This is a genomic window from Vibrio sp. 10N.222.49.A3, assembly GCF_041475145.1.
GTDB classification, from domain to species: Bacteria; Pseudomonadota; Gammaproteobacteria; order Enterobacterales; family Vibrionaceae; genus Vibrio; species Vibrio tasmaniensis_A.
The window spans coordinates 1-23,407 of sequence record NZ_JBFRVM010000037.1; the positions used below are offsets into that span (position 1 = coordinate 1).

Annotated in this window: 23 protein-coding genes; 18 read left to right on the forward strand and 5 right to left on the reverse strand. The window is 43.5% G+C overall.

The features are described from left to right. Window positions 1–71 precede the first annotated feature (71 nt). Window positions 72–386: a DUF496 family protein gene (locus AB4589_RS07375; RefSeq protein ID WP_004730049.1), complete on the reverse strand. Its 315-nt coding sequence runs from the start codon at window positions 384–386 to the stop codon at window positions 72–74. A gap of 195 nt (window positions 387–581) precedes the next feature. Between AB4589_RS07375 and AB4589_RS07380 the strand changes: the two genes are divergently transcribed. From AB4589_RS07380 to luxQ, 5 genes are all read left to right on the forward strand, one after another. Beyond that, window positions 582–782, forward strand: coding sequence for a hypothetical protein (locus AB4589_RS07380; protein WP_009845676.1), 201 nt, complete (start codon window positions 582–584; stop codon window positions 780–782). Between the two features lie 63 nt (window positions 783–845). Further along, window positions 846–1,502, forward strand: coding sequence for a YceH family protein (locus AB4589_RS07385; protein WP_017100949.1), 657 nt, complete (start codon window positions 846–848; stop codon window positions 1,500–1,502). Beyond that, window positions 1,503–1,817, forward strand: coding sequence for a GIY-YIG nuclease family protein (locus tag AB4589_RS07390; protein ID WP_009845674.1), 315 nt, complete (start codon window positions 1,503–1,505; stop codon window positions 1,815–1,817). Between the two features lie 306 nt (window positions 1,818–2,123). Continuing rightward, a complete protein-coding gene (locus AB4589_RS07395; RefSeq protein ID WP_371702639.1) occupies window positions 2,124–3,218 on the forward strand; it encodes a substrate-binding domain-containing protein in 1,095 nt (364 codons plus the stop codon). Beyond that, window positions 3,218–5,791, forward strand: a complete 2,574-nt coding sequence (gene luxQ, locus AB4589_RS07400) for a quorum-sensing autoinducer 2 sensor kinase/phosphatase LuxQ (protein ID WP_372099940.1) — start codon at window positions 3,218–3,220, stop codon at window positions 5,789–5,791. Before AB4589_RS07395 ends, luxQ begins: the two co-directional genes overlap by 1 nt. Window positions 5,792–5,936: 145 nt before the next feature. On the opposite strand, the gene AB4589_RS07405 is transcribed toward luxQ, so the two are convergent. After that, window positions 5,937–6,596, reverse strand: a complete 660-nt coding sequence (locus AB4589_RS07405) for a PilZ domain-containing protein (RefSeq protein ID WP_371709538.1) — start codon at window positions 6,594–6,596, stop codon at window positions 5,937–5,939. Between the two features lie 193 nt (window positions 6,597–6,789). Here AB4589_RS07405 and AB4589_RS07410 point away from each other — a divergent pair, with 193 nt between their 5' ends. Further along, window positions 6,790–7,140 (forward strand): HopJ type III effector protein, encoded by a 351-nt coding sequence (locus AB4589_RS07410; protein WP_017097028.1) that lies wholly within the window; start codon window positions 6,790–6,792, stop codon window positions 7,138–7,140. Between the two features lie 148 nt (window positions 7,141–7,288). On the opposite strand, the gene AB4589_RS07415 is transcribed toward AB4589_RS07410, so the two are convergent. After that, on the reverse strand, window positions 7,289–7,597 hold the full coding sequence (locus tag AB4589_RS07415) for a DUF1289 domain-containing protein (protein ID WP_009845670.1): 309 nt from the start codon (window positions 7,595–7,597) through the stop codon (window positions 7,289–7,291). A 422-nt stretch (window positions 7,598–8,019) separates the two neighbouring features. Between AB4589_RS07415 and yegD the strand changes: the two genes are divergently transcribed. The 4 genes from yegD to AB4589_RS07435 all read left to right on the forward strand — a co-directional run bounded on the left by yegD (window position 8,020) and on the right by AB4589_RS07435 (window position 12,729). Then, window positions 8,020–9,372 carry a molecular chaperone gene (yegD, locus tag AB4589_RS07420; protein WP_372099942.1) on the forward strand — a complete coding sequence of 451 codons (1,353 nt, stop codon included), beginning with the start codon at window positions 8,020–8,022 and terminating at the stop codon, window positions 9,370–9,372. Window positions 9,373–9,882: 510 nt separating this feature from the next. Continuing rightward, the gene (locus AB4589_RS07425; protein ID WP_372099944.1) at window positions 9,883–10,938 is read left to right on the forward strand and encodes a porin; all 1,056 of its coding nucleotides are present in this window, start codon (window positions 9,883–9,885) and stop codon (window positions 10,936–10,938) included. A 375-nt stretch (window positions 10,939–11,313) separates the two neighbouring features. Next, the gene (locus AB4589_RS07430; RefSeq protein WP_009845667.1) at window positions 11,314–11,946 is read left to right on the forward strand and encodes a fumarylacetoacetate hydrolase family protein; all 633 of its coding nucleotides are present in this window, start codon (window positions 11,314–11,316) and stop codon (window positions 11,944–11,946) included. 150 nt (window positions 11,947–12,096) lie between these two features. Beyond that, window positions 12,097–12,729 carry a LysE family translocator gene (locus AB4589_RS07435; protein ID WP_372099946.1) on the forward strand — a complete coding sequence of 211 codons (633 nt, stop codon included), beginning with the start codon at window positions 12,097–12,099 and terminating at the stop codon, window positions 12,727–12,729. A gap of 127 nt (window positions 12,730–12,856) precedes the next feature. Here the strand turns inward: AB4589_RS07435 and AB4589_RS07440 are convergent, their stop codons facing one another. Beyond that, on the reverse strand, window positions 12,857–14,581 hold the full coding sequence (locus tag AB4589_RS07440; RefSeq protein WP_372099948.1) for a phospho-sugar mutase: 1,725 nt from the start codon (window positions 14,579–14,581) through the stop codon (window positions 12,857–12,859). A gap of 540 nt (window positions 14,582–15,121) precedes the next feature. Here AB4589_RS07440 and coxB point away from each other — a divergent pair. From coxB to AB4589_RS07460, 4 genes are read left to right on the forward strand one after another with little or no spacing between them, the layout of a single operon-like run. Then, window positions 15,122–16,324: a cytochrome c oxidase subunit II gene (gene coxB, locus AB4589_RS07445; RefSeq protein ID WP_372099949.1), complete on the forward strand. Its 1,203-nt coding sequence runs from the start codon at window positions 15,122–15,124 to the stop codon at window positions 16,322–16,324. Then, a complete protein-coding gene (gene ctaD / locus AB4589_RS07450; protein ID WP_012600328.1) occupies window positions 16,321–17,982 on the forward strand; it encodes a cytochrome c oxidase subunit I in 1,662 nt (553 codons plus the stop codon). The genes coxB and ctaD overlap by 4 nt, the downstream gene beginning before the upstream one ends. 11 nt (window positions 17,983–17,993) lie before the next feature. Further along, window positions 17,994–18,668: a cytochrome c oxidase assembly protein gene (locus AB4589_RS07455; protein ID WP_372099951.1), complete on the forward strand. Its 675-nt coding sequence runs from the start codon at window positions 17,994–17,996 to the stop codon at window positions 18,666–18,668. Window positions 18,669–18,706: 38 nt separating this feature from the next. Further along, window positions 18,707–19,591: a cytochrome c oxidase subunit 3 gene (locus AB4589_RS07460; RefSeq protein ID WP_372099953.1), complete on the forward strand. Its 885-nt coding sequence runs from the start codon at window positions 18,707–18,709 to the stop codon at window positions 19,589–19,591. 19 nt (window positions 19,592–19,610) lie between these two features. Here the strand turns inward: AB4589_RS07460 and AB4589_RS07465 are convergent, their stop codons facing one another. Beyond that, complete coding sequence (locus AB4589_RS07465) at window positions 19,611–19,841, reverse strand: DUF2909 family protein (RefSeq protein ID WP_029203703.1); 231 nt, start codon at window positions 19,839–19,841, stop codon at window positions 19,611–19,613. Here AB4589_RS07465 and AB4589_RS07470 point away from each other — a divergent pair. The 4 genes from AB4589_RS07470 (at window position 19,780) to cyoE (ending at window position 23,395) form a co-directional block, all read left to right on the forward strand. Then, complete coding sequence (locus tag AB4589_RS07470) at window positions 19,780–20,658, forward strand: SURF1 family protein (protein WP_372099955.1); 879 nt, start codon at window positions 19,780–19,782, stop codon at window positions 20,656–20,658. The genes AB4589_RS07465 and AB4589_RS07470 overlap by 62 nt on opposite strands. Then, on the forward strand, window positions 20,651–21,259 hold the full coding sequence (locus tag AB4589_RS07475) for a hypothetical protein (protein WP_372099957.1): 609 nt from the start codon (window positions 20,651–20,653) through the stop codon (window positions 21,257–21,259). Before AB4589_RS07470 ends, AB4589_RS07475 begins: the two co-directional genes overlap by 8 nt. A gap of 116 nt (window positions 21,260–21,375) precedes the next feature. Beyond that, entirely contained in the window at window positions 21,376–22,431 is a 1,056-nt protein-coding gene (locus AB4589_RS07480) for a heme A synthase (RefSeq protein ID WP_372099959.1), read from the forward strand. Next, on the forward strand, window positions 22,421–23,395 hold the full coding sequence (cyoE, locus tag AB4589_RS07485; RefSeq protein ID WP_372099961.1) for a heme o synthase: 975 nt from the start codon (window positions 22,421–22,423) through the stop codon (window positions 23,393–23,395). Before AB4589_RS07480 ends, cyoE begins: the two co-directional genes overlap by 11 nt. Window positions 23,396–23,407: the final 12 nt, after the last annotated feature.

Sequence of the window (23,407 nt, forward strand, 5' to 3'; positions counted from 1 at the left end):
TCTCGAACAAAATTTAACCTCGAAAGGTCAACACGCCCTAACATTATTGCAAGTAAATTCGTTAGGTTAGATTACTTCTTACCTTGAGTTTGCTTGTCTTCTTCTGTTAGTTCACGAATACGACGGCTGATGTCGCGACGAGCTTTAGAGATCTCTGCACTCTTGATGATGTGATCATCAACGCGGTCTTCGTAGTCAGCTTTCATGTTTTTGATAATGCCTAGGATCTCGTCGTGAGTCATCTCTGGCTTGATGTAATCAAGTAGGTTATCAAGAAGGTCGACACGCTTGCGGTTGTCACGAACTTTCTTTTCGTTGTCTAAAAGTTCACGCTTAAGTTTGTTCTTACGTCGTGCTTGGTTAACAATTTCAAATACGCTGCTCATAGATTCCTTTTCCTAATCGTCAAATACGTTGTCTGGTTCTGATTAAAGCACATCAATTGATGATGTAACAGTATTTAGATCAAAGCAAAAGTAAGGTTGTTTAATTATTCGTCACTCTCTCTAACGTACGATTGTTTTTATCTTACCGTTCAAGTTAGTATCCCATTTAGATACTGCATTGATACGACATGTGAAATGAATCAACAACAATTGGAAACAGAAGATTTGGGCGACGATGTCGTTGAATCTTCGGCAGAACAAAATAAGCTTCGTGATGCGTATGTACAAGAGCGCACTAATTTGGAAGTCGTGGAAATAGAGCTAAATCGTTCTAAGATCATAATGATTGATGAACAAGGCAGAAAGAAACGAGTACCGATTTTGTCTGAGCATTAGCCATAACTGGCTGCATTGTTAAATGTTGAGATGGAATTATCAAAATAATAAAAAGGAAAAACGATGAACACAGTACTTTCCCCAATTGAAGCGAGAATTATCGGTTGTTTGATCGAGAAAGAAGTGACTACTCCAGATCATTACCCACTGACACTAAATAGCTTAACAACGGCTTGTAATCAAAAGAGTAACCGTGAACCTGTGCTCTCTCTGTCTGAGTCAGACGTTTTAGATGCGGTTGATGGTTTGATAGGACGTCGTATGGTGAGCGATGAAAGCAGCTTCAACAGCCGAGTTAATAAGTATCAGCACCGTTTCTGCAACACTGAATTTGGTGATCTGCAATTTACAGAGCAAGAGCGTGCAATCATCTGCTGCATGCTGCTTCGTGGGGCCCAAACCCCGGGTGAGCTTCGTACTCGAACTGGTCGTCTTGCAAACTTTAGCGATGTGAAAGAGGTTGAATCAATACTCGAAAAACTCGCGGCAAGAGAAGCGGGTGCGTTAGTCGTGAAGTTACCACGAGAAGCGGGTAAACGAGAATCACGCTACCAACACTTACTGAGCGGCGAAGTAGACATTGAAGCGTTTGCGACGGCATCAGTAAGCGCTGTTTCATCATCTGCATCCAGTGAAAAGTTTGAAGAACTTGAATCAGAAGTCGCGAGCCTACGTGAAGAAGTGGCAGAGCTTAAGGCTCTGGTTGAATCACTGCTTTAAATGTCGGAATCTGACAAAAATGCGGATTGGGTCGTGTATTTGATCCGCAATCGACACAATGCTCTTTATTGTGGAGTGACGAATAACTTAGAACGTCGATTCGAACAACATCAAACGGGCAAAGGTGCAAAAGCCTTAAAAGGTAAAGGCCCACTTAAGTTGGTTTGGAGTATTGGTGTTGGGTCAAAAAGTGAGGCGTTAAAAACCGAATACGCGATCAAACAATTACCCAAATCTCGTAAGGAAAAATTAGTATCACTCAAACTAATCATTGAGTGGCAACAAGACAAAATTCAGTATATTCCAGTATCGTAACTCATCGTTAGAATTCTAATTCCCGGCCGAATGTTAGTCGCGTGAATTGTTGCAAGGAGAACTTTTAAGTTATTGATTAAATAGTGGTATTTTTGTTTTTAATTGAGTTGTTTTTATCTTAGGACTCATTAATCTTAATCTCCATTCCAAATTTACACACTGCACATTTAGAATGACATTCCAATTAGTATTAGACGCTATCATTTATCCTCGTTGTCCTACATAATATCCTTCAGCCATACAAAGAGATGGTGTCATGCTAGGTTAAAAAATGAGCCAAAGTAGCTCATATAAAACGAGAAAAATATGAAACGTTTACTTATATTATTGGGGGTTGCCGTGTTTTCTGCGTCTGCTCTCTCCCACGGTACCCACGTGCTGAATGGCTATTGGGAATATCAGGATTACCTCACTAAATTTCCAGAGCAAAAAGCATTGACCGATAAAATGGTTGAAGCTGTGCAAAATCCCCCTATGCCATTGAGGCAAGTTCAGGATGAACCTATCACCATTTCAGTTGTGTACCCGGGGCAACAGATCTCTGATTATTGGGTTCGTAATATCCAAGCCTTTGAGAAACGCCTAGATAAATTGAGAATTAATTATCAAATAAATCAGGTTTTTACTCGTGATAATGCTAACCCCTCTCAGCAGAGTATCTCTTTGCAAGAAGCGATTGAAAATAAAACGGATTATTTGATTTTTACGTTAGAGACGACGCGACACCGTAAGTTTATTGAACATGTGTTGAGCTCAACGGACACCAAGTTGATTTTGCAAAATATTACCACACCAGTACGTGCGTGGGCCGATAGGCAGCCATTCATGTACGTGGGTTTCGACCATATGACGGGGAGTTTAAAGCTAGCGGATTACTTCAAACAAGTGAGTGAACCGGACAGCAAGTATTCTGTGTTATATCGTTCTGAAGGTTATATTAGTGATGCTCGTGGAGATACCTTTATCCATGATGTGAATTCTGATACTAACTTTGCTCTTAAGTCGTCCTTTTACACTAAGTCAAATAAAGAGAGCGGTTACCAAGCAGCTAAAATCAGCCTTGCTAACGATAAGGATCTAAACTTTATTTATGCATGTGCAACTGACATTGCTCTGGGTGCAGCAGAAGCTATTCGAGAATCTGGTCGAGATGTATTAGTGAATGGTTGGGGAGGCGGCTCTGCAGAATTGGAAGCTATAGCAAGGGGTGACTTAGATGTTACGGTCATGCGCATGAATGATGATACGGGTATTGCGATGGCAGAGGCGATTAAATGGGATCTTACCGGGTTGGAAGTTCCTACCGTTTATTCAGGTGAATTTGAAATTGTGACTAAAGAGGATTCTCCAGATCGTATTTTAGAACTTAAGCAGCGAGCATTTAGGTACTCAGACCAATAATGAAAAAAAGCTACGCCATTACACCAAAGAACACTTTAGCCAAATTAATTACGCGTATCATTATTTTAGTGATAGGCGTGATGGCACTTGGCGTGCTTATTCATAACTACGAAACAAGCAGTAGGATCGTTAAGCAAGAGACGAATAGAACGGTTAAACAAACTTCTAGCTTGATCCAAAATATGTTCGATTATCGCTTATCAGTGCTGCAAATCCATCAAGACAGTAGCTCACACAGTGAAACTTTAAGGGAGTATTTTGATACCAACAATGAAGAGGCTCTGAGCTACTTTTTTTATGGTGTTGACCAACGCGAGCCGGAACATGCTCCCGACTTACGCTTTGTTTCTACTTATAACGGTTTGGCTTGGGAAGATGGCAATGGTCAGTTCTATGGTTTGGATACGTCCAATTTAAAACATATTTCTGATGAGGTCGCTTTTAGCAGTAACTGGCACTTCATTCAGCTGGCTACGGATATCGGCAAGCGTCATTTGTTGGCTCGACGAACGCCTATTGTTGATAACAAGACTGGTGAAGTTCTAGGGCAGCTTTATGTTGCTATTGTTCTAGACAACAACTTTCCATTGGCTGAATCTATCCAGCAAGGCAGTAATTGCGAAAATATCGTCATTGAAGCGCATGGTACTCCGGTGACATCGACATTCAGTGGCGACGAAAGCTATACGATAAAAGACGTCCTCAGTTATAAAACGTATGAGCAACTACCTCGTCATTTCGTCACTATTGCAACCATTAAGATCAATGCTGTTGAAACCCCCCTAACCATTCGCGCGATCCAGAAAAACACTAACCTCATTGCACTCGAAGATAATTATGAACGTACCATCATTGTTATGATTGTGGTGATCATCATCATGTCTTTCCTTGCGCGATCTTGGATTCAAAGAAGAGTCGCGGCAGAACTTGATAAGTTAATGGAATTCACTCGTTCTGCAAGTGGTAATGAAGAGTTCAGCAAGTTTGATGGTTCAAATATTTTCGAATTTCACCACATTGGCTGCACGTTGGAAGATACTTTTGAGCGCTTATCTGAGCAACACCAAAAATTTCAAGATCTGTTTAATTTTGCGCATTCTCCAATTTTGGTTTGGTCCGAAAAAGGTGACTTAATTCAGATGAACCCAGCGGCTCGTATGGCGCTATTTGATGAAGATGATAACTATGGTGCAATGGCTCGAGAGTTTGAGCTCCGTATGTTGCCGAATATCCAGATGGTGGTTCAAGGCTCTAAACTAACGGGCATTAACGTGCCAATCGGCGAGAAGGTTTTTCGCTGGAACATGTCTGCAATCCGTGTTGAACACGGCATCAGCGGTGTGGTGGTACAAGGTCAAGATATTACTAAACTTATAGAAGCAGAAAGACAGGCAGATCGAGCGCGTGAAGAGGCAGAGCATCTTGCAAGTGTGCGTGCAGACTTCCTCGCTAAAATGAGTCACGAAATTCGTACGCCACTGAATGGTATCCTCGGTGTCTCTCAGTTGCTTAAACGTTCAATACACAGTGAAGATAACCGCGATCAGGTTGATGTACTTTGCCATAGTGCAGAACATCTACTGGCGGTACTAAACGATATTTTGGACTTTTCTAAGATAGAGCAGGGACAATTCAATATTCAGAAGAAAGATTTCCTTCTAGGAGAGTTGGTTAACACCTTAGATAGCATCTATCGCCCACTTTGTGAGGATAAATCCGTCGAGTTCACCATTGTGAATCACTTGGTTGATGACATCGAAATAAACACCGACCAGGTTCGCTTGAACCAGATCATGTTTAATTTACTGAGCAACGCCCTTAAGTTCACACATCAAGGCAGTATTTCCGTCAGTTTTGAAATCGAAAGTATCTTGAATACTGATTACGCTAGCTTGATTGTTCGAGTAAAAGACAGTGGCATCGGTATTGATGAGAGTAAGATCGATGCTATTTTTGAACCTTTTGTTCAAGCAGAAGAAACGACGACTCGGGAGTATGGTGGTACAGGACTTGGGCTTACGATTGTAAAGAACCTCGTCGATATGCTGGAGGGAGACATTCAAGTCCGAAGCGTTAAAGATCTGGGGTCTGAGTTCATTGTAGAAATCCCAGTGGAGTTACACTCCAAGCCTCTGTTAGCCGACGTTAAGAAACAAGCCAACATGGAGCCTGAGGCGTTGTTTAATCGTTCGTTGAAAGTGCTGCTAGTGGAAGATAATCACACCAACGCCTTTATCGCACAGGCATTTTGCAAAAAGTATGGGATGGTGGTTACTTGGGCAAAAGGTGGCTTGGAAGCGATAGAGCTAGCAAAAAGCACGGTTTACGATCTTATCTTAATGGATAATCAACTCCCTAATCTTGGTGGGATTGAAACCACAGAGCAACTAAGAGAGCAAATTGGCGTAACAGCTCCGATTTATGCGTGTACTGCCGATGCTCAAGAGTCAACAAGAGATAGATTCATGGCTGCTGGAGCAAATTACGTGATCGTAAAACCGATAAAAGAAGCGTCGTTGCACAAAGCTTTTGTTCATTTCAAACAATTGTACTGGGATGATACTCAGCATTAAGCTGAAGATTAAATGGTGCTCTTTAACTGGTTGTAAATGGTGTCATCTAATTGATAAAAGTGAATAAGTTTTACGGGTTTCGAGCTGAGTAAGAGCTCTTTTTGTATCTGTATTCCCTTTAGCTTGTATTCCTGTTAGCGTGTATTTAGATAGAGCCAGTTACAAAAGCTTGTTCCAACAGAAGCGTTTTCAACTCATCACTCATATTTAGGTGTTGAGGAAACTGAATGCCTAATAGCCAGCCTTGTTTTTGCCTTTTCTTGCTCACCACGGTGTAAACCAGATCGTCATCCAAATGTTCATTTAAATTGGAATTTACTTTTATCTTCCAGCCCACATCGATATCTGACTGTTGAGTAAGATAGATACCGCAGCCTGAAGCTGAAAAATCAACCAGAGTGGCATCTAGTGATAGAGTATCAACGGTGACTTCACAGCTGAGACGCATCTTATACCTTTCATGTTCACGGATAGGTTTGTTCGCAAAGCTTGAGGGAGGGCGAAGGAAGATAAGGTGTGCTGGCGAGGTGATGTGGGCCAGTACAGTCGTCTTAAACGCGACAATGTGTCCAAGTTCAGTATCGGTAATAGCACGAACAATAATATCAACGTTGATGAGCTTTCTTAGCGTTAGTGCTTCGGTCGCTTTTTTTGAAAGTTCAAGTATAAGGTACTGATCTTCTTTGTGTCCGATATAAAGTGTACTTATCTGGATTGAGTCATCTAGGCCAAACTCCAATACACCCACTGTTTTTGTACCTGGTTTAAGGTATCTGAACAGTTCTAACCTTCTGTCTTTATGCATATTCGTTACTAAACAATATTGACCGTTTGATAAAATAATATAACGCTCTGATAAAACTATGTCATTAGTTTCATTGAAGTAATTAGTCATGGACGTCAAAAAAATGAATAACGGATTAAAGGAAACAACGGCTTACTCTTGCTGAAAAACAAGATACACTGCTTCAGATATGTACTTGATGGAGAAATATTAAATGGAACTGCAAACCTTATTGAATACTCTGGCTGATACCCCAGAAAGCGTGCAATTTGAAGACACAATACAAGTGATAGAAGCTCATTATGATTTTGCTGAGAGTGAATTTCGTAATGGCGATGTAGTGAATGCCGCTGGGCAGAATAATGGTTCGTGTAAGATTTTTGCTTTTGGTTTAGAGCAAGGTCTATCTGCAGAGCAAACACTTGCTTGTTTTGGTCAATTTTATCGTAATGACGTATTAGGTTTTCCCGAGAACACTGACCATCAAAATATTCGTAACTTCATGACTCATGGCTGGAGCGGAGTACAGTTTTCTCAGCCTGCGCTGATTGCAAAATCGAAGTAACCACTAACTAGATAACTATTAGTAAGTAGTAGGTCGAAACTTAATGTCGTATCTTGAAGCGAGAGAACAACCTCTCGCTTTTTTGTATATGATGAACAGGCTCGTAACCTGCTGACTAGCTTTGCAAGCTATGGAACAGGCTCGTAAGCTACTGAATAGGCAAGGCAGACAGGCATTTACGGCACATGCACGCACCAGTTTTTGGAATGTTGCTAGTATCACGCTTCTCTAACTCAAAACACCAACACGTCTCTTTACCCGCACTAATATCGCATTGAGCTGGCTCATGACACTGCGGACATTGGTGAGTAGAACTCTCGCCACTAAGGTTATCCATGACTGACGTTCGTTCGTCTTCAGATAAGCCTTTCCAACCTATAATTTCATCCATTGTTCGAAAGCAGCCACTGCACATTCCGCCATTATTTTTACAAGCCGCTCGGCAAGGTGTTTTCATCTATCTAACCCATGATTCATTTGGGCTGAAATGTAGCATATTTGTTTCCTTTTTAAGAGTCATCAAACCAAAAACACAAGGGTCTGTTGATCTTTCGAGCTGATTTTTGCAGCACTTTGTGGGAAATTTCTACAAGGCAGAGGCTTTGAAGTGTCTAGCCTACATGAGAAGCCGATAACACAGTAGAAATGAACCACAAAGGCTGCCCGAAGGGTTCGGTTAGAATCGTTTTATACTTTGTTAAGATGTATTTACTTAGAATGACTAGGCTACATACATCTTGCCGCGCCTAAAACGATTCTATCTCGAACAAAAATTTAACCACGAAAGGTCAACAGACCCTAAGTAAAATCGACAAATGACCTCGTAATTTAAAGGCTTTTCATGTAGCATCTCGCCCCTTTTGTTGAGTGGGGGATATTATGTTTATTGGCTTTGATTATGGAACAGCGAACTGTTCTGTCGCGGCGATGGTTGATGGAGAACCAAGCCTGTTACCATTGGAAGGTAGCAACCATTATATTCCCTCAACGGTATTTGCACCTACTCGTGAGAGCGTTTCTGAGCACCTATTTCGCCATTTGAATATCAAACCGAGTGATGCGATTGGTGAGCAGGTGTTGCGACGTGCTATCGCTCTGAACCGAGAAGAGAGTATCGACCTAGTGCCAGAAGACATGGCATTTGGTCAGGCTGCATTGGACCTTTATTTGGAAGACCCTCGTGACGTTTATTACGTTAAGTCCCCTAAGTCTTTCCTTGGTGCCAGTGGATTGCATGATGTTCAGGTGAGTTTCTTCGAAGATTTAGTGTGCGCCATGATGGCGAATATCAAGCATCAAGCTGAAATCACGACTCAAGAGTCGATCAAACAAGCTGTTATTGGGCGACCAATTAACTTCCACGGTCGTGGTGGTGAAGAAGCAAACCGACAAGCCGAAGATATACTCTCACGTGCAGCCAAACGTGCAGGTTTCCTTGATATCGCTTTTCAGTTTGAACCGGTCGCTGCAGGCCTTGATTACGAAAGTACTCTGACTGAGAACCAAACGGTATTAGTTGTCGATATTGGTGGTGGTACCACCGATTGCTCATTGTTAGAAATGGGGCCAAGTTGGTCTGGTAAAGCGAATCGCACCCAAAGCTTGTTAGCACACAGTGGACAAAGGGTAGGGGGTAATGATCTTGATATTTACCTTGCCTTCAAACAATTGATGTCACCTTTCGGTATGGGTAGTAAGGGTATTTCGGGTATCGATATGCCGTTGACTCAATTCTGGAATCCAATTGCGATAAACAATGTAGAAGCTCAAAAAAACTTCTATTCAAGGGAAAACCTAGCCGCGTTAAAGTTACTTCGTAAAGAAGCTTCAGAGCCTCAAAAGTTAGACCGTTTAATGAAGGTCTATCACGATACTTTAGGTTACAGCATTGTGCGTCGGGCGGAAGAAGCCAAGATTGCATTGGCAGAATCCTCCCAATATCGAACAGCAATCAATGTTGCATCAGAGCTGATTGAAGTGGATATCTCCGTTGATCAGATGATAGAAGCGATTGAAACGCCAAAATCTAAGATGATTGAATTGGTTAAAGAAGCGATTCAACAAGGTCAGAAAAAGCCAGATGTCATCTACATGACGGGCGGTTCTGCCCGTTCTCCTATTCTTCGAGAAGCAGTACAACAAGCCGTACCGAATGTGCCAATTGTGAGTGGTAACTATTTTGGTTCCGTAACTTCAGGCCTAGCACGTTGGGCTGAGGTTTGCTTCAAATAAGAATGTACTAACTTGTATTAGGGCAACCAGTCACGGATTGGTTGCCCTTTTTTTGTATTTTCTCTAGTGAACTTTCAATAAAGCAATAGCCAATAATTAATAAAGCAACTTATCCTAGTTCAAATTTGGAATTGTTTCACAAGGCTAAATATTTCAGTACGGCTCATTATGTTACAGGATGTTTCTAAGTTAATGGTATGTCGCAGAATGGTCTGGAAAGTCGTTTGTAGCTTAAGTGTCTAATGCTGTTTTTATGATTGGAAAATCAAGAAATCAAAGGTTTTTATATCAAAGAATACCAAAAATTATCTTGAGGTTTGTTTTTAATGCTTTGTTTTTAATGGTATTTTTTGTTTTTATAGCGCGATTTTTTTTATTTTATATATTTTAATGCAACTTTTTTGTCAGTCGTATATTAGTGTTTTCCCACTTGTTAAATGCAGGTAACAACCTCTCCGTAAGCACGAGGTTGTTATGGAATCACTCTCCCAGTTACAAATGGATATGACAATGAATAAGAAACTTTTAGCGCTAGCAATTTCTGGTGCAGTATTTGGTACACAGGCAGTTGCGGTAGAGCTTTATAACGAAGACGGTACAGCCTTCTCTGTTGGTGGTCACGTTTCTGTAAACCTGAATGGTTCAGAGAAAGGCGATACGGATGTTGGTACAAACTCACCACGTATCAACTTTAATGCTACGCAAGAATTAGGTAATGGCTTCACAGCTGACGCTAAAGGCGAATGGGCGCTTAACTACCTAAACGGTGGTGATGAGTCGTTCACTACTCGTCTTGGTTATGTAGGTTTAAGTCATGATGAGCTAGGTCGTGCTGTTGCAGGTACGCAGTGGGCGCCATACTACGATGTAGCTTCAGCTACTGATATGCCGATCGCTTTCGCGAACGATTTCTTATACGACAACCACGGTGCGCTAGGTACTGGTCGTGCAGACAAAATGGCAAGTTACCGCAACGGATTTGATTTTGGTGAAGCGGGTGAGCTTAGCTTTGGTCTAGGTTGGCAGGGCAGCAATGACGTAACGACTGACACTGAAAACGTTCTTGGTGGTGTTGTTGTTACTACTCGTTCAACGGTGTCTTACGATGACCGTATTCAAGCGACTCTTGGTTACTCAATCGCTGGTGTTAAATTGGGTTATGCCTTCAACACTGGTGACTTCAAAGAGGGTGGTGTTTCTAAGACGGCTGAATCTCACCTAGTTTCTGCTGCATACGGTTCTTACGGCTCAGGTTTATACCTAGCAGGTATCTACGCTTCAAACGAAAACATGAACGTAGGCCTTGAAGAAAGTGATGCATATGAATTGCTAGCGGCTTACGCTTTAGCGAACAGCTTAAACTTAAGCGTTAACTACGAAGTTGTTGAAGGCGAAGCGACGAAAGGCGCGGCAACACAAACTGACCGTGAAGAGCTAGCTCTACAAGCTGAATACAACTTTACGAGTAATGTTGTTGGCTACACTGGCTATCAGTTTGATCTAAACGATGCAGACAACAGAAAAACTGACGACAAGTGGACTATTGGTGCTCGTTTCTACCTATAAGTCGCGACTCATTGAGTTTGACCACTATTATGCATAGTGTTTACTCCTTAAATTTATCTTTTCGGATACTGTCCTAGACACCATGCTAAGCCCTCTCAAGCCTTTTGGTTTGAGAGGGCTGCTTTCGTTCTATATGCATCGGTTTTAGCTTTCCCTTCATGTTACCTTGCCATTCATTTCATCTACGCAGCGATGATCTACGTAGCTATGGCTCTTGTCATTAGTTCTTATACGTCGCGATCTTCGAATAAAAGTATTTAAATCATTTAATTGAGCTAAAGATCAGAATTTAGATATTGATAACCATCTTGCCGAAGATTCTCTTTCAATGATGCGGTAAACTCTGCGCTCCAAAAAACAGTTTAGGGACAAACTATGAGCAGCGTTGTAGATCAGGAGCAATTGATGAATTCGAAACGAACAGCAACACCCAGCAAAGTACTGTGTATTGGGCGCAATTATGTTGATCACATCGAAGAGCTTAATAATGTTATCCCTGACTCTATGGTGGTGTTTAATAAGCCGAGCACTAGCGTTACGTCTTCTCTATCATCTTTCCATCAAGAAACGTTACATTATGAAGCTGAAATCTGCTTCATTGTTGAAAACGGTGAATACTCTGCCGTGGGGCTAGGTTTAGACCTTACCAAACGCGAGTTACAAAGTAGTTTGAAGGCGAAAGGTCTGCCTTGGGAGCGTGCTAAAGCTTTTGATGGTTCTGCTGTTTTTAGTCGCTTTGTTCCCATAGATAACTTGGACCTCTCTGACTTAAACATAGAGTTATTTATTAACTGTGTCCGCGTTCAAAAAGGGCATGTTGAACAGATGCTTTATTCCCCACAGACCATCCTCGAAGAGTTATCTTCTTATACGACTTTGCTTGACGGTGATGTTGTGATGACGGGCACTCCGAAAGGTGTTGGAGAGGTACATCAAGGTGATATTTTCCTTGGTCGTCTAAAGTGTGGCGAAACCACTGTGATTGAGATCGAGTGGGTAGCACGTTAATTAGTCTTTTGTATTTAGTTAATAAATTGGCTTTACTGTTCATTGATGGTGTTTAATTCGATTAATTTAACACCTAGCAACTGATTGCATCTGGAAGGGTGTTAGTAATTGATATAAAATTCGCCTCCATTTTTATCAATACTGAAACCCATGATCGATTTAACCATCCTACCTGTTTACCTGACGGCCGTTGTAGCTCTTCTCCTTTTACCAGGCCCTGATATGTTACTCATCGCAAGCTCAAGCATGAGCTATGGCCGTAAAGTCGGTGTGTTTGCGAGCTTAGGTAATGCGACTTCTGGAATTATCCTGACAGTATTGGCAGCAATGGGCGTTTCAGCATTGATTGCGATGAGTCCAGTGGCTTTAAAAGCCCTTCATCTATTAGGCGGTGCATACTTATTAAAGATGGGGTGGGATTGTCTTCGAACAGAACAGGGCAATGCGCCTGAGTTAAGCGATAACCGTGCTGCAAAAGCGTACTACCAACGAGCACTTATTACTAACCTGCTTAATCCTAAAGCGTTGGTTTTTTTCGTGATGTTCTTACCGCAGTTTGTATCGACGAGTATTGAAGCGACTTCGGGTGAGCAGATGCTCGTTCTGGGTTTATTGCTGAATGTGCTAGGTTTGACGTTCAACTTTTTACTTGTGGCGTTAGTGGGTACTATTGGTAAATCTTTGGTAGAAAATGCTAAGTTTCGTACCTATCAGCAAAAAGTGATGGGCGGAGTTTTTATCGTGTTAGCGGTGTGGATGTTGTCTTCCTTCTTTACCTCGTAGACTGCAACTCAAACAGTTTATCGGGGTTAGCCGCCGATACAAAAATGGACGCTTCGAGCGTCCATTTTTTATGTCGATCAGTTACATATTGCACTTCATGGAACTGATTTTTTGAAAGAATGATGATCTAAGAGTTCAACTCTTTCTGGTGTTGTTCGATGAGCCTATCCATGTACTCTTCACCGCGCTTGCGAGTATCGTCATAGGTTTCTGTCCCTTCGAACTTTGTTACCGTCTCATAATAAACCTTAACTTTTGGTTCTGTTCCTGAAGGGCGGACGATAATGCGTGAACCATCCTCGAGATGATAGATGAGTACGTCACTTGCTGGCAGGTTAATCGCCTCGGTAGCCCCACCGACAATAAAGCGCAAAGAAGACTGCAGATCTTCAATCACAGAGATAGCGACACCGTTTATTACTTTTGGTTGTGCCGAGCGGAGTTTAGAACCAATCGATGGTGAATCTGGGTCTAGGGCAATACTACGTTGCGCGTTGGTATGAACCCCATGTTCAAATGAAATTTGAGCGAGAAGATCCCAAACGGTTCGCCCTTGAGATTTTAACTCCTCAACCAGTTGAGCAAACACGACGATAGCAGACAGCCCATCTTTGTCTCGTACCTGAGTACCAATTGTGTAGCCTAACGCTTCTTCATAGGCGAACAAGAACTCGTTTTTCTCATCTTCTAATTGCATGCCAATATTCGCTAACCATTTAAAGCCAGTCAGCGTTTGGAAGTAAGTCGCACCATGGGATTGAGCCACTTTCTCAAGTAGAGTTGAAGATACGATACTGTTACCAACTAACTGGTTTTTAGTGTGTGGCTTTGATAGCAAGTAGTGCGCGAATAACACACCCACTTGGTCACCCGTGAGCATTTTGTAGGAAGCATCTTCAGTTCTGACTTTATCATCGGTTCGAACGGCAACCGCAAATCGGTCTGCATCTGGGTCATTAGCGCAAGCGATGTCGGCATCGACACTTTTTGCTAAGTTAACCACAAGATCCATCGCGCCTTTTTCTTCCGGGTTGGGGAAGTTCACCGTCGGGAAGTGACCATCTGGTTCTCTCTGTTCGGCAACACTGAACACTTTATGGAATCCAGAATCATGAAGTAGGTCTTCCGCCATTTGTGCGCCGACACCATGCATAGCGGTATAGGTGATGGTGGTATTCGCCGATTCGATCTCTTTACTCACGTGTGGGCTCTGGTTGATAGCAGCACGATAGGTCTGATAGTAACCTTCAGTTAACCATACCAACTTACCTTGTGTTTCAGCGTCACTAAGGCTCATCAATGAGATGGGCTTGGTCGATGCGATATCTATTTCAGCAGCAATGCCTGCATCATGAGGGGGAATGATTTGAGCGCCATTCTCCCAGTACACTTTGAAGCCATTGTACTCCGGCGGGTTGTGGCTCGCCGTCACTACAACCGCCGCCGCCGCGTTGAAGTGCTCAATACCAAAGGCAACGATAGGTGTCGCTGCAACATTCGAAGTTAGGTAAACCTTAATACCTAAAGCGGTGAGTACAGAAGCTGTATCAATCGCGAATTGCTTTGAATCTAAACGACCGTCGTAGCCAACCACTACACCACGCATAGAGGCATTTTCGACATGTTCAATTAAATAGTGGCCAAGGCCTGTGGCTGTTTCTTGTATGACCAAGCGGTTCATTCTATTTGGGCCGCATCCGACTTTGCCGCGCAGTCCCGCCGTTCCGAATTCTAATCGTTGAATAAAGCGGTCTTCAAGTTCGTCGTGCATTCCCTCATCGATAAGGTATTGAAGCTCTTCACGAGTTCTTGGGTCTGGGTCTCTCGCTAACCAGTTCATTGCATCTTGCATAATCACTAAACCTTTTAATATCGGGGTGTCTTTCTGTTGATTTAATTTAAATGATACTGATTATCATTTCTATGAAAGCAATCGTAAAACTCGATTTAAAATAAATTCCAACAGTAAGGGAAAGGCATATGGGTAAAGCCACTTCAAATAATTGACTGTTTAATAAGTAAACTTACCTTGAACAATTGGATATCACTAACTAGCCTTTTACATAAATATAACAAAACTTAACAAGTTCGTCGTTTTTGAATCTTTAGTGGAAACTTACAACGCTTATGATCCGTATTGGTTCTTAAGTTCAGATGAGGTCAGCAGCCCGTTTACAGGCTAGCTCCATGTGAGTTGTAGATTGAGATTCAGCTTTTCATGTTCAGCTGGAATAACAATGAATGTTGTCTGGCTCGGAATGACACATAGCTCGTAATGACATGTAGTTCGTAATGAAACGTAGCTCGCAACGAATATAGCTCGTAACGAAACACAGCTCGCAACGACATTTAGGTCGCAAGTATCCAATTAGGAAGGATAAGGAGAGATCTTTTGAAAAGATTACTGGTTAGGCTAGCGTGGCTTTTGAAAAGTTTTGTTGTGGTTTTGGTGTCGCCTTTGGTGCATGCAAGCAGTGAATACAACATGACTCAAGGTGTCACTGAGATCAGCGGTAAGGTATACGAGCTTCATATGCTGATCTTCTATATCTGCTGTGCGATTGCCTTTGTTGTTTTTGGAGTGATGTTCTATTCGATTCTGAGGCACAGGAAATCAAAGGGCGCAGTTGCTGCCCATTTTCACGAAAGCACGAAAGTCGAAATTCTTTGGACCATCATCCCTATTATTATCCTCATCGCTATGGCGATACCCGCCACCAAAACTTTGATAGCGATGGAAGACACCTCCCAATCAGATCTGACCGTTAAAATCACTGGTTCACAATGGAAATGGCATTACAGCTATTTTGGTGAAGACGTCGAATTTTTCAGCCTTCTAGCGACCAGTGATAAAGAGATTGAAGGAATTGAAGTGAAAGGCGCGCATTACCTGCTAGAAGTTGATAAGCCGCTTGTACTGCCTGTTGACCGTAAAGTCCGTTTCTTGATGACTTCCGACGATGTGATTCACTCATGGTGGTTGCCAGCATTCGCCGTTAAGAAAGATACCATTCCGGGTTTTATTAATGAGGCTTGGACAAAGATAGATGAGCCCGGTGTCTACCGAGGGCAGTGTGCAGAGTTGTGTGGCCGCGCTCATGGGTTCATGCCGATAGTGGTGCATGCCATGGAAGAAGACGATTTTGACGCATGGCTAGCAGAACAGAAAGAGTTGGCGATAGCCGAACAACAAGCCGCGCAAGATGCATTAGATGCGTCACTTTCCTTGGAAGATCTCAATACCATTGGCGAAGAGGTGTATAAAACTCGTTGTGCGGTGTGTCACCAAGTTAACGGCGAAGGTATTCCCGGAGCATTTCCTGCCATCAAAGGGAGTCCTATTGCCCTTGGTGATGTCGATGTTCATATCGACACCATTGTTTATGGTCGTGGCGGAACGGCGATGCAAGCATTCGATAATCAGTTAACCGAGAAAGAGATCGCAGCGGTAGTGACTTATCAACGAAATGCTTGGGGTAATAACACCGGCGATATTGTTCAGGCTTTAGATATCAACGCTTATAAGGCGAAGCAAGAAGGCAGTTCTGAAAGCTCAACGGATGATGCACAAAATGATGCTAAGGATCAGTTATGAGTTCACCAATCAATAAGCCGGTGAAATCGGCTCCAGCAGAAGATCAAGCACTGAGCCATTCTGCAGAAGGCACATTGGGTAATAATGATTTGCCTGTTGATGATCACGACTCACATGCGGCACCTAAAGGCTGGGCTCGTTGGCTGTATTCAACCAATCATAAAGACATCGGAACATTATATCTCTGGTTCAGTTTTGCGATGTTCTTAACGGGTGGCGCCATGGCGATGGTGATTCGTGCGGAGCTGTTCCAACCGGGTTTGCAACTCGTTGAGCCAGATTTCTTCAATCAGATGACTACAGTCCATGGTTTAATCATGGTATTCGGTGCGGTAATGCCTGCATTTACGGGTTTGGCTAACTGGATGATTCCGATGATGATCGGTGCACCAGATATGGCGCTGCCGAGAATGAACAACCTCAGTTTCTGGATCTTACCTTTTGCGTTTCTAATCTTAATCGGATCTTTGTTTACAGAAGGGGGCGGCCCGAGCTTTGGTTGGACCTTCTACGCGCCACTTTCGACAACTTATGGCCCAGACAGTACAGCGCTATTCGTATTCTCAGTTCATATTATGGGGATCAGTTCGATCATGGGGGCGATCAACGTCATTGTGACCATAGTGAACATGCGCGCGCCGGGTATGACTTGGTTCAAGCTACCGATGTTCGTATGGACATGGTTAATTACCGCTTTCTTACTGATAGCCGTGATGCCCGTGCTCGCGGGTGCGGTGACTATGGTACTGACTGACAAATACTTTGGGACTAGCTTTTTTGATGCCGCAGGTGGAGGGGATCCGGTGATGTTCCAGCACATATTCTGGTTCTTTGGACACCCCGAAGTGTACATCATGATCTTGCCGTCTTTTGGTATTGTCTCAGCCATCATTCCTGCATTCAGTGGCAAGCGCCTGTTTGGTTATCATTCTATGGTGTACGCGACTTGTAGTATCGCATTGTTGTCATTCTTGGTTTGGGCGCACCACATGTTCACCACGGGTATGCCAGTATTTGCCGAACTATTCTTCATGTATTGCACCATGTTGATTGCGGTGCCGACCGGTGTGAAAGTCTTCAACTGGGTGGCGACCATGTGGCGGGGTGCTTTGACCTTTGAGACGCCAATGCTGTTTGCGATTGCCTTTATTGTTTTGTTTACGATTGGTGGGTTATCCGGATTGATGCTCGCTATCGTGCCTGCTGATTTCCAATATCACGATACTTACTTTGTGGTGGCTCATTTCCACTATGTTCTGGTAACAGGAGCTGTGTTCTCCATTATGGCCGCCGCCTATTATTGGCTGCCGAAATGGACTGGGCATATGTACGACCACAAGCTCAGTTTGTGGCACTTCTGGACGTCGGTAATCTCAGTTAATGTACTGTTCTTCCCTATGCACTTTTTAGGGCTAGCGGGCATGCCGCGTCGTATTCCAGATTACGCCATTCAATTTGCTGACGTTAACCAAGTGGTATCGATTGGTGGTTTTGCCTTTGGGTTGTCTCAGTTGATTTTCTTATGGCTGGCTATTAAGTGCGTGAGAGGCGGAGAGCCTGCACCAAGCAAGCCTTGGGATAGGGCTGAAGGGCTAGAATGGACAGTACCAAGCCCTGCGCCTCACCACACCTTTACTCATCCACCGAAAGTGGATTAGAGGATAGAACCATGAGTGATAAGCAAAGCGATCCCAATCAAGATAAAAAACAACCAAAGCGCCTGTCTAATAAGCGATCGACCAAAAAGCTGACGGGTTATTTGGTGTTGGGCGTGGTTGCGATGTTTGGCTTCGGTTTCGCTTTGGTGCCGCTCTACGATGTGATGTGCGAGGCCTTAGGCATTAATGGCAAAACTAATACTGTTTCAGCGGTGCAACCTCAGGGAATGCAGCCTGATTACTCTCGTACTGTTCGTGTTGAATTCATGTCGCACATTAAGCCAGATATGCCGTGGCAGTTCTCGCCTGAAGTTCGAGTGTTAGAGGTTCACCCTGGTGAAGTGGTTCAAACTAACTACATAGCTAAAAACCTATCTGGAGCCTCATTGGTTGGCCAAGCCGTACCATCGGTTTCTCCAGGTATGGGGGCAACTTACTTCAATAAGATGGAATGCTTTTGCTTTAATCAGCAGCCATTGGACGGGCACAAGAGCGCAGAAATGGGTTTGATATTTTACATTGAGCCAGATATTCCAGAATCGATACATACACTCACGCTCTCATATACGCTGTTTAACATCACGAGTCAGGTGAGTGGAAAGGCAAGTAAGCCTGAAGTGAGTACATCAACATTGAGCACACTACAATCTGGCTCACCAAAAGCGAGCACACTCGCAAGTAACTAGGGATTTACAGAACCAGTATCAACATAAGGAGTTGAGCGATGAGTTCTAAAAAGGAAGTTTATTTCGTTCCACATCAAAGTCACTGGCCATTAGTGGGTGCTGTAGCACTGTTTTTGGTCGCGGTTGGTGCTGGCTTGACGGTGCAAAATATGGGCACCGACGCAGCCGGTGGTGTATTTGGCAAAGCGGTGTTGTTAGTCGGGTTTGCTGTGCTGCTTTACATGCTCGCAGGTTGGTTCAGCAATGTGATCACGGAATCATTAAGTGGCGTTTATTCTGAGCAGATATCTCGTTCTTTTAGACAAGGAATGAGTTGGTTTATTTTCTCCGAAATCATGTTCTTCGGCGCTTTCTTTGGCGCGGTTTTCTATGCTCGTATGATTTCTGTACCTTGGATTGGTGGTGCTGGTAATAATGAAATGACCCATGAAGTATTGTGGCCGATGTTCCAATCGATATGGCCATTAACGACTACCCCTGATGGCGTAACGACACAAGCCATGCCTTGGCAAGGTATCCCGCTTAAGAACACCATTATCCTGCTGCTTTCCTCTGTGACGCTGCACATGGCACATATCAGTCTTGAACAAAATAAGCGTATGGCTTTGATCGTCTGGTTGGAGATAACCATTGTTCTGGCTGGCTTCTTCCTGTTCTTCCAAGTTGAAGAGTATCTTCACGCTTATCAAGAGATGGGGCTGACACTTCAGTCTGGTATCTACGGCAATACCTTCTTCTTGTTGACTGGGTTCCATGGTTTGCATGTCTGTTTAGGAACTATCTTTTTGATCGTGTTGCTGGCAAGGGTTGCGAAAGACCATTTCACTCCGAAAGACCACTTTGCGTTCCAAGCGGGCAGTTGGTATTGGCACTTTGTTGATGTTGTTTGGTTAGGCCTGTTTGTATTTGTTTATGTGCTTTAACGGTTGAGCCTATAGGGGATTAATAGGGGCGAGGGTTGGGAGTTATCACTCCTGATCCCAGAGCAAGTAATAAAAGTAGCACTACAACGGCTGACCACATGACACGACGCCCCAAGAAGTGACTGAGCCTTTTTCCATTGTGTTTGCCCGAGGCGATTTGGATTAGGCCTTTCATCAAATTGAAAGCGATGAAGAACAGCAAAGCGACTAACACAATTTTAAATAACAACACAAAGGTAGATGACGCCATAGTGATAACTCCAAACCGATTGATTGATGATGAACACAAGTTCCGCAGTAAAGGTTTTTGGATAGCGGTTGTTTTAACTGTGGTTTCAGTCGGCATTTTAATCAAGTTGGGTTTGTGGCAGTTAGATCGAGGTAACGAGAAATTGCGCTATGAAATGCAGCTATCAGAAAGAGCGCAGCAATCGTCTAGGTCATTGGATACGGTTATCTCTGAATGGAAGGGCTCGCGTACACAAATGCAAGGTGCATCTGAACTGCCGTCTTTAAATGGTTTGAGAGTTGACGTGGAGCTGGAAACACCCAGCGGATTAGTGGTTTTGTTAGACAACCAGATTAACCAAGGAACGGTGGGGTATGTGATTTACATGTTGGGCGAAGTTCCAACACAAGATGGAAGAAAACAACTGTTGATCGATCTTGGGTTCGTTGCAGCTAGCCGTGACAGAAGAGAGCTACCCCAATTAGGAAGCATCACACTACCAACCAATATGTCAGGGCGTTTGTACACACGTTCGTTGAACCCTCTAAGTCTTGAGTTGGGATTAGAAAATACGACACCGAATAGAATTCAAAACTTAAACATAACAGCGCTATCACAGTACACAGGGCAAGAAGTGCTGCCCTTTGTCTTCCAACCTCAGAGTTTAGATGCATGGCCCTATGAAATGTTATGGCGTCCAACGGCGATGAAATCTGAGAAGCACTTTGGTTACTCATTTCAATGGTTTGTTATGGCTGCGGTACTTTTGTTTTTGACGATGTTGATTGGCTATCGGTACCTAAAAGCAACACCTATCACGAGGAATAAGGATGGATAAATCTCAAGTACAAGTGAACAGGGAAATTACCGAGGCAAACATGGCTGAGCTCAGAAGCCGTCGTACTAAAGGGCGCTTGGTATTAATTGGACTTGTTTTAATTTTCGCTTTGCCAGCCATTATCGCCAAAACTGTATTGGACCAGAATTGGTATACCTCAGGTGTCACTAACTCTGGCGAATTGGTCGAACCAAGAATTACACTAGCGGATTTCGGCGTAACGGTACCCATGGCTGGAGAAGGGTGGTTAGTGGGTTATATCGCTCCTACAGAGTGTGAAAGCTTGTGCGAACAACAACTCCATTATTTGAATCAAAGCTATTTGGCGTTAGGGAAAAACAAAGAGCGAGTGACTGCCGTTGTTTTTGTCTCAGAAGGTAATTCGTTGTCGGGTTCGCTCGATAAGCCGGATTTATCTTTGTTAGCTGGTGGTGATCAGTTAAGTACTGAGTTTTCACCTGCTTCGATTGTCATTATTGACCCACTAGGGCAGTTGGTCATGGAGTACAAAAGCGTTTCTGACCCGTCTCAGTTAGTTGGTCAATCTAAAGGCATGATTCATGATCTAAGAAAGCTGCTTAAGCTGTCACGAGTTGGGTAGTTAATCAGCTTAAGTTGATAAGCTTGAGTCACTAAGCTTGAATTGATGAGCTTTAGAAAATTGCGTTAAGGCTGAGTGTTGTTAGCGAAAAGGGAATAAATATAGGGAGATAAACGATGCAGAATAGAGCCCCTGATTTACTCATACACATGATGAGATTAACTATCTTGTTAACCCTTACCGTGATTGTGCTCGGCGCTTATACCCGTTTGTCGGATGCTGGCCTTGGCTGTCCTGATTGGCCAGGGTGTTACGGCAAGATAACCGTTCCTTCTGATGCCCAAGCAGTGAATCAAGCCAATCTACAATTTCCAGAACGTGCTCTCGAAGCAGACAAAGCGTGGATAGAGATGATCCATCGCTACTTTGCAGGAACATTAGGGCTGCTTATCTTTGTCGTTGTTGCTTGGTGTATTAAAAAGAATATAACAGCTGCTGGTCTTCCGTTATTTATCTCTGCAACCGTGATATTTCAGGCTTTGCTTGGAATGTGGACGGTGACTCTCAAGTTGATGCCCGTTGTGGTTATGGCACATTTGATGGGGGGCTTCACGCTACTGTCGCTGTTGTGTCTGCTCTACTGTCGTTTATCTCAATTTCAAAGCCGTTTTGGCGAGGCTTCTTATTCTTCAACACTTAAAGCTTGGACGCTGTTCGGGCTACTCATTGTGGTCGGGCAGATACTGCTTGGTGGTTGGACATCGTCGAACTATGCCGCGTTGGTGTGTACACAGTTACCCATATGTGAAGGTAACTGGATGAGCTATCTCGACTTCAAAAATGCGTTCGATTTTGCTCAACACGGCCATGATAACTATGAGTTTGGTGTGTTGGAATATCCCGCAAGGCTCACCATTCATGTTATGCACAGGTTCGGGGCTATTGTGGCGACGTTAACGGTGCTGATGATTGTGTACCAGTTATGGAAATTTGGCCAAGCGCCTCACCAAAAGCTGAGCGTGATTGTCGCATTAGTATTGTTTACTCAAATAAGCCTTGGGATCAGTAATGTATGGTTTCACCTGCCAATCTCAGTCGCGGTTTTGCATAACCTAGTCGCAGCGATGTTGCTAATCAGCATGGTGGTGACCAATTTTGTGGTCTGGCAACGCAAACCGAGTGAGAGCTTGGTGAAGAACAGTGTATTACAAGGAGGTAATCATGGTCAGTAGAACGTCAACACAACATGGAGTGGTGGTTCAAGGAGTAGCCTCAACTCCTAAGATAACAGCTAACAACGACATCGCTTTAAGTAACGAAACAGCAGCAAAAAACAAAGCTACTTGGAAGATCTATTTAACACTGACCAAGCCTAAAGTGGTGGCTTTGATGCTGCTAACTGCATTGGTTGGAATGTGTTTGGCTGTGCCGAATGGATTGCCTTTGCAACAAACTCTGTTCGGGATGATTGGGATAGGGTTAATGGCTGGTTCGGCAGCTGCGTTTAACCATTTGATCGACAAAAAGATCGATGGACAAATGACTCGAACAAATCGACGACCTTTACCATCCGGTGAACTGAGTAGTGCGCGCGTGTTCAGCTTTGCCGCGGGTATTGGCTTACTTGGTTTCGTCACGCTTGTGGTGTGGGTCAATCAACTCACCGCTTGGTTAACCTTTGCAAGCTTATTGGGCTACGCGGTGATCTATACCATGTACTTGAAGCGAGCGACGCCACAGAACATCGTAATTGCAGGGATCGCAGGCGCTATGCCTCCGCTTTTGGGCTGGACGGCAGTCACCAACGAGCTGCATTCAAACGCTTGGTTGTTGGTGATGATCATCTTTATCTGGACCCCTCCGCACTTTTGGGCATTGGCAATTCACCGTCGTGACGAGTATGCCAAAGTGAGCATCCCCATGCTGCCTGTGACCCACGGAATCGAATACACCAAGACTTCTATTTTTCTCTATACCTTGTTGCTTAGCATCGTGTGTATATTGCCTGTATTGGTCGGCATGAGCAGCTGGATATATCTGAGCGCTTCATTGGTACTCAACGGTGGGTTTGTTTATCACGCTTGGGTACTTAAGTATCGTGATGAGCCTAACATGGCGATGAAGACCTTCAAGTTCTCCATTTATCATCTTATGATTTTGTTTGTTGCTCTGTTGGCGGATCATTATTTGCTCTGATAGCTCTGATAG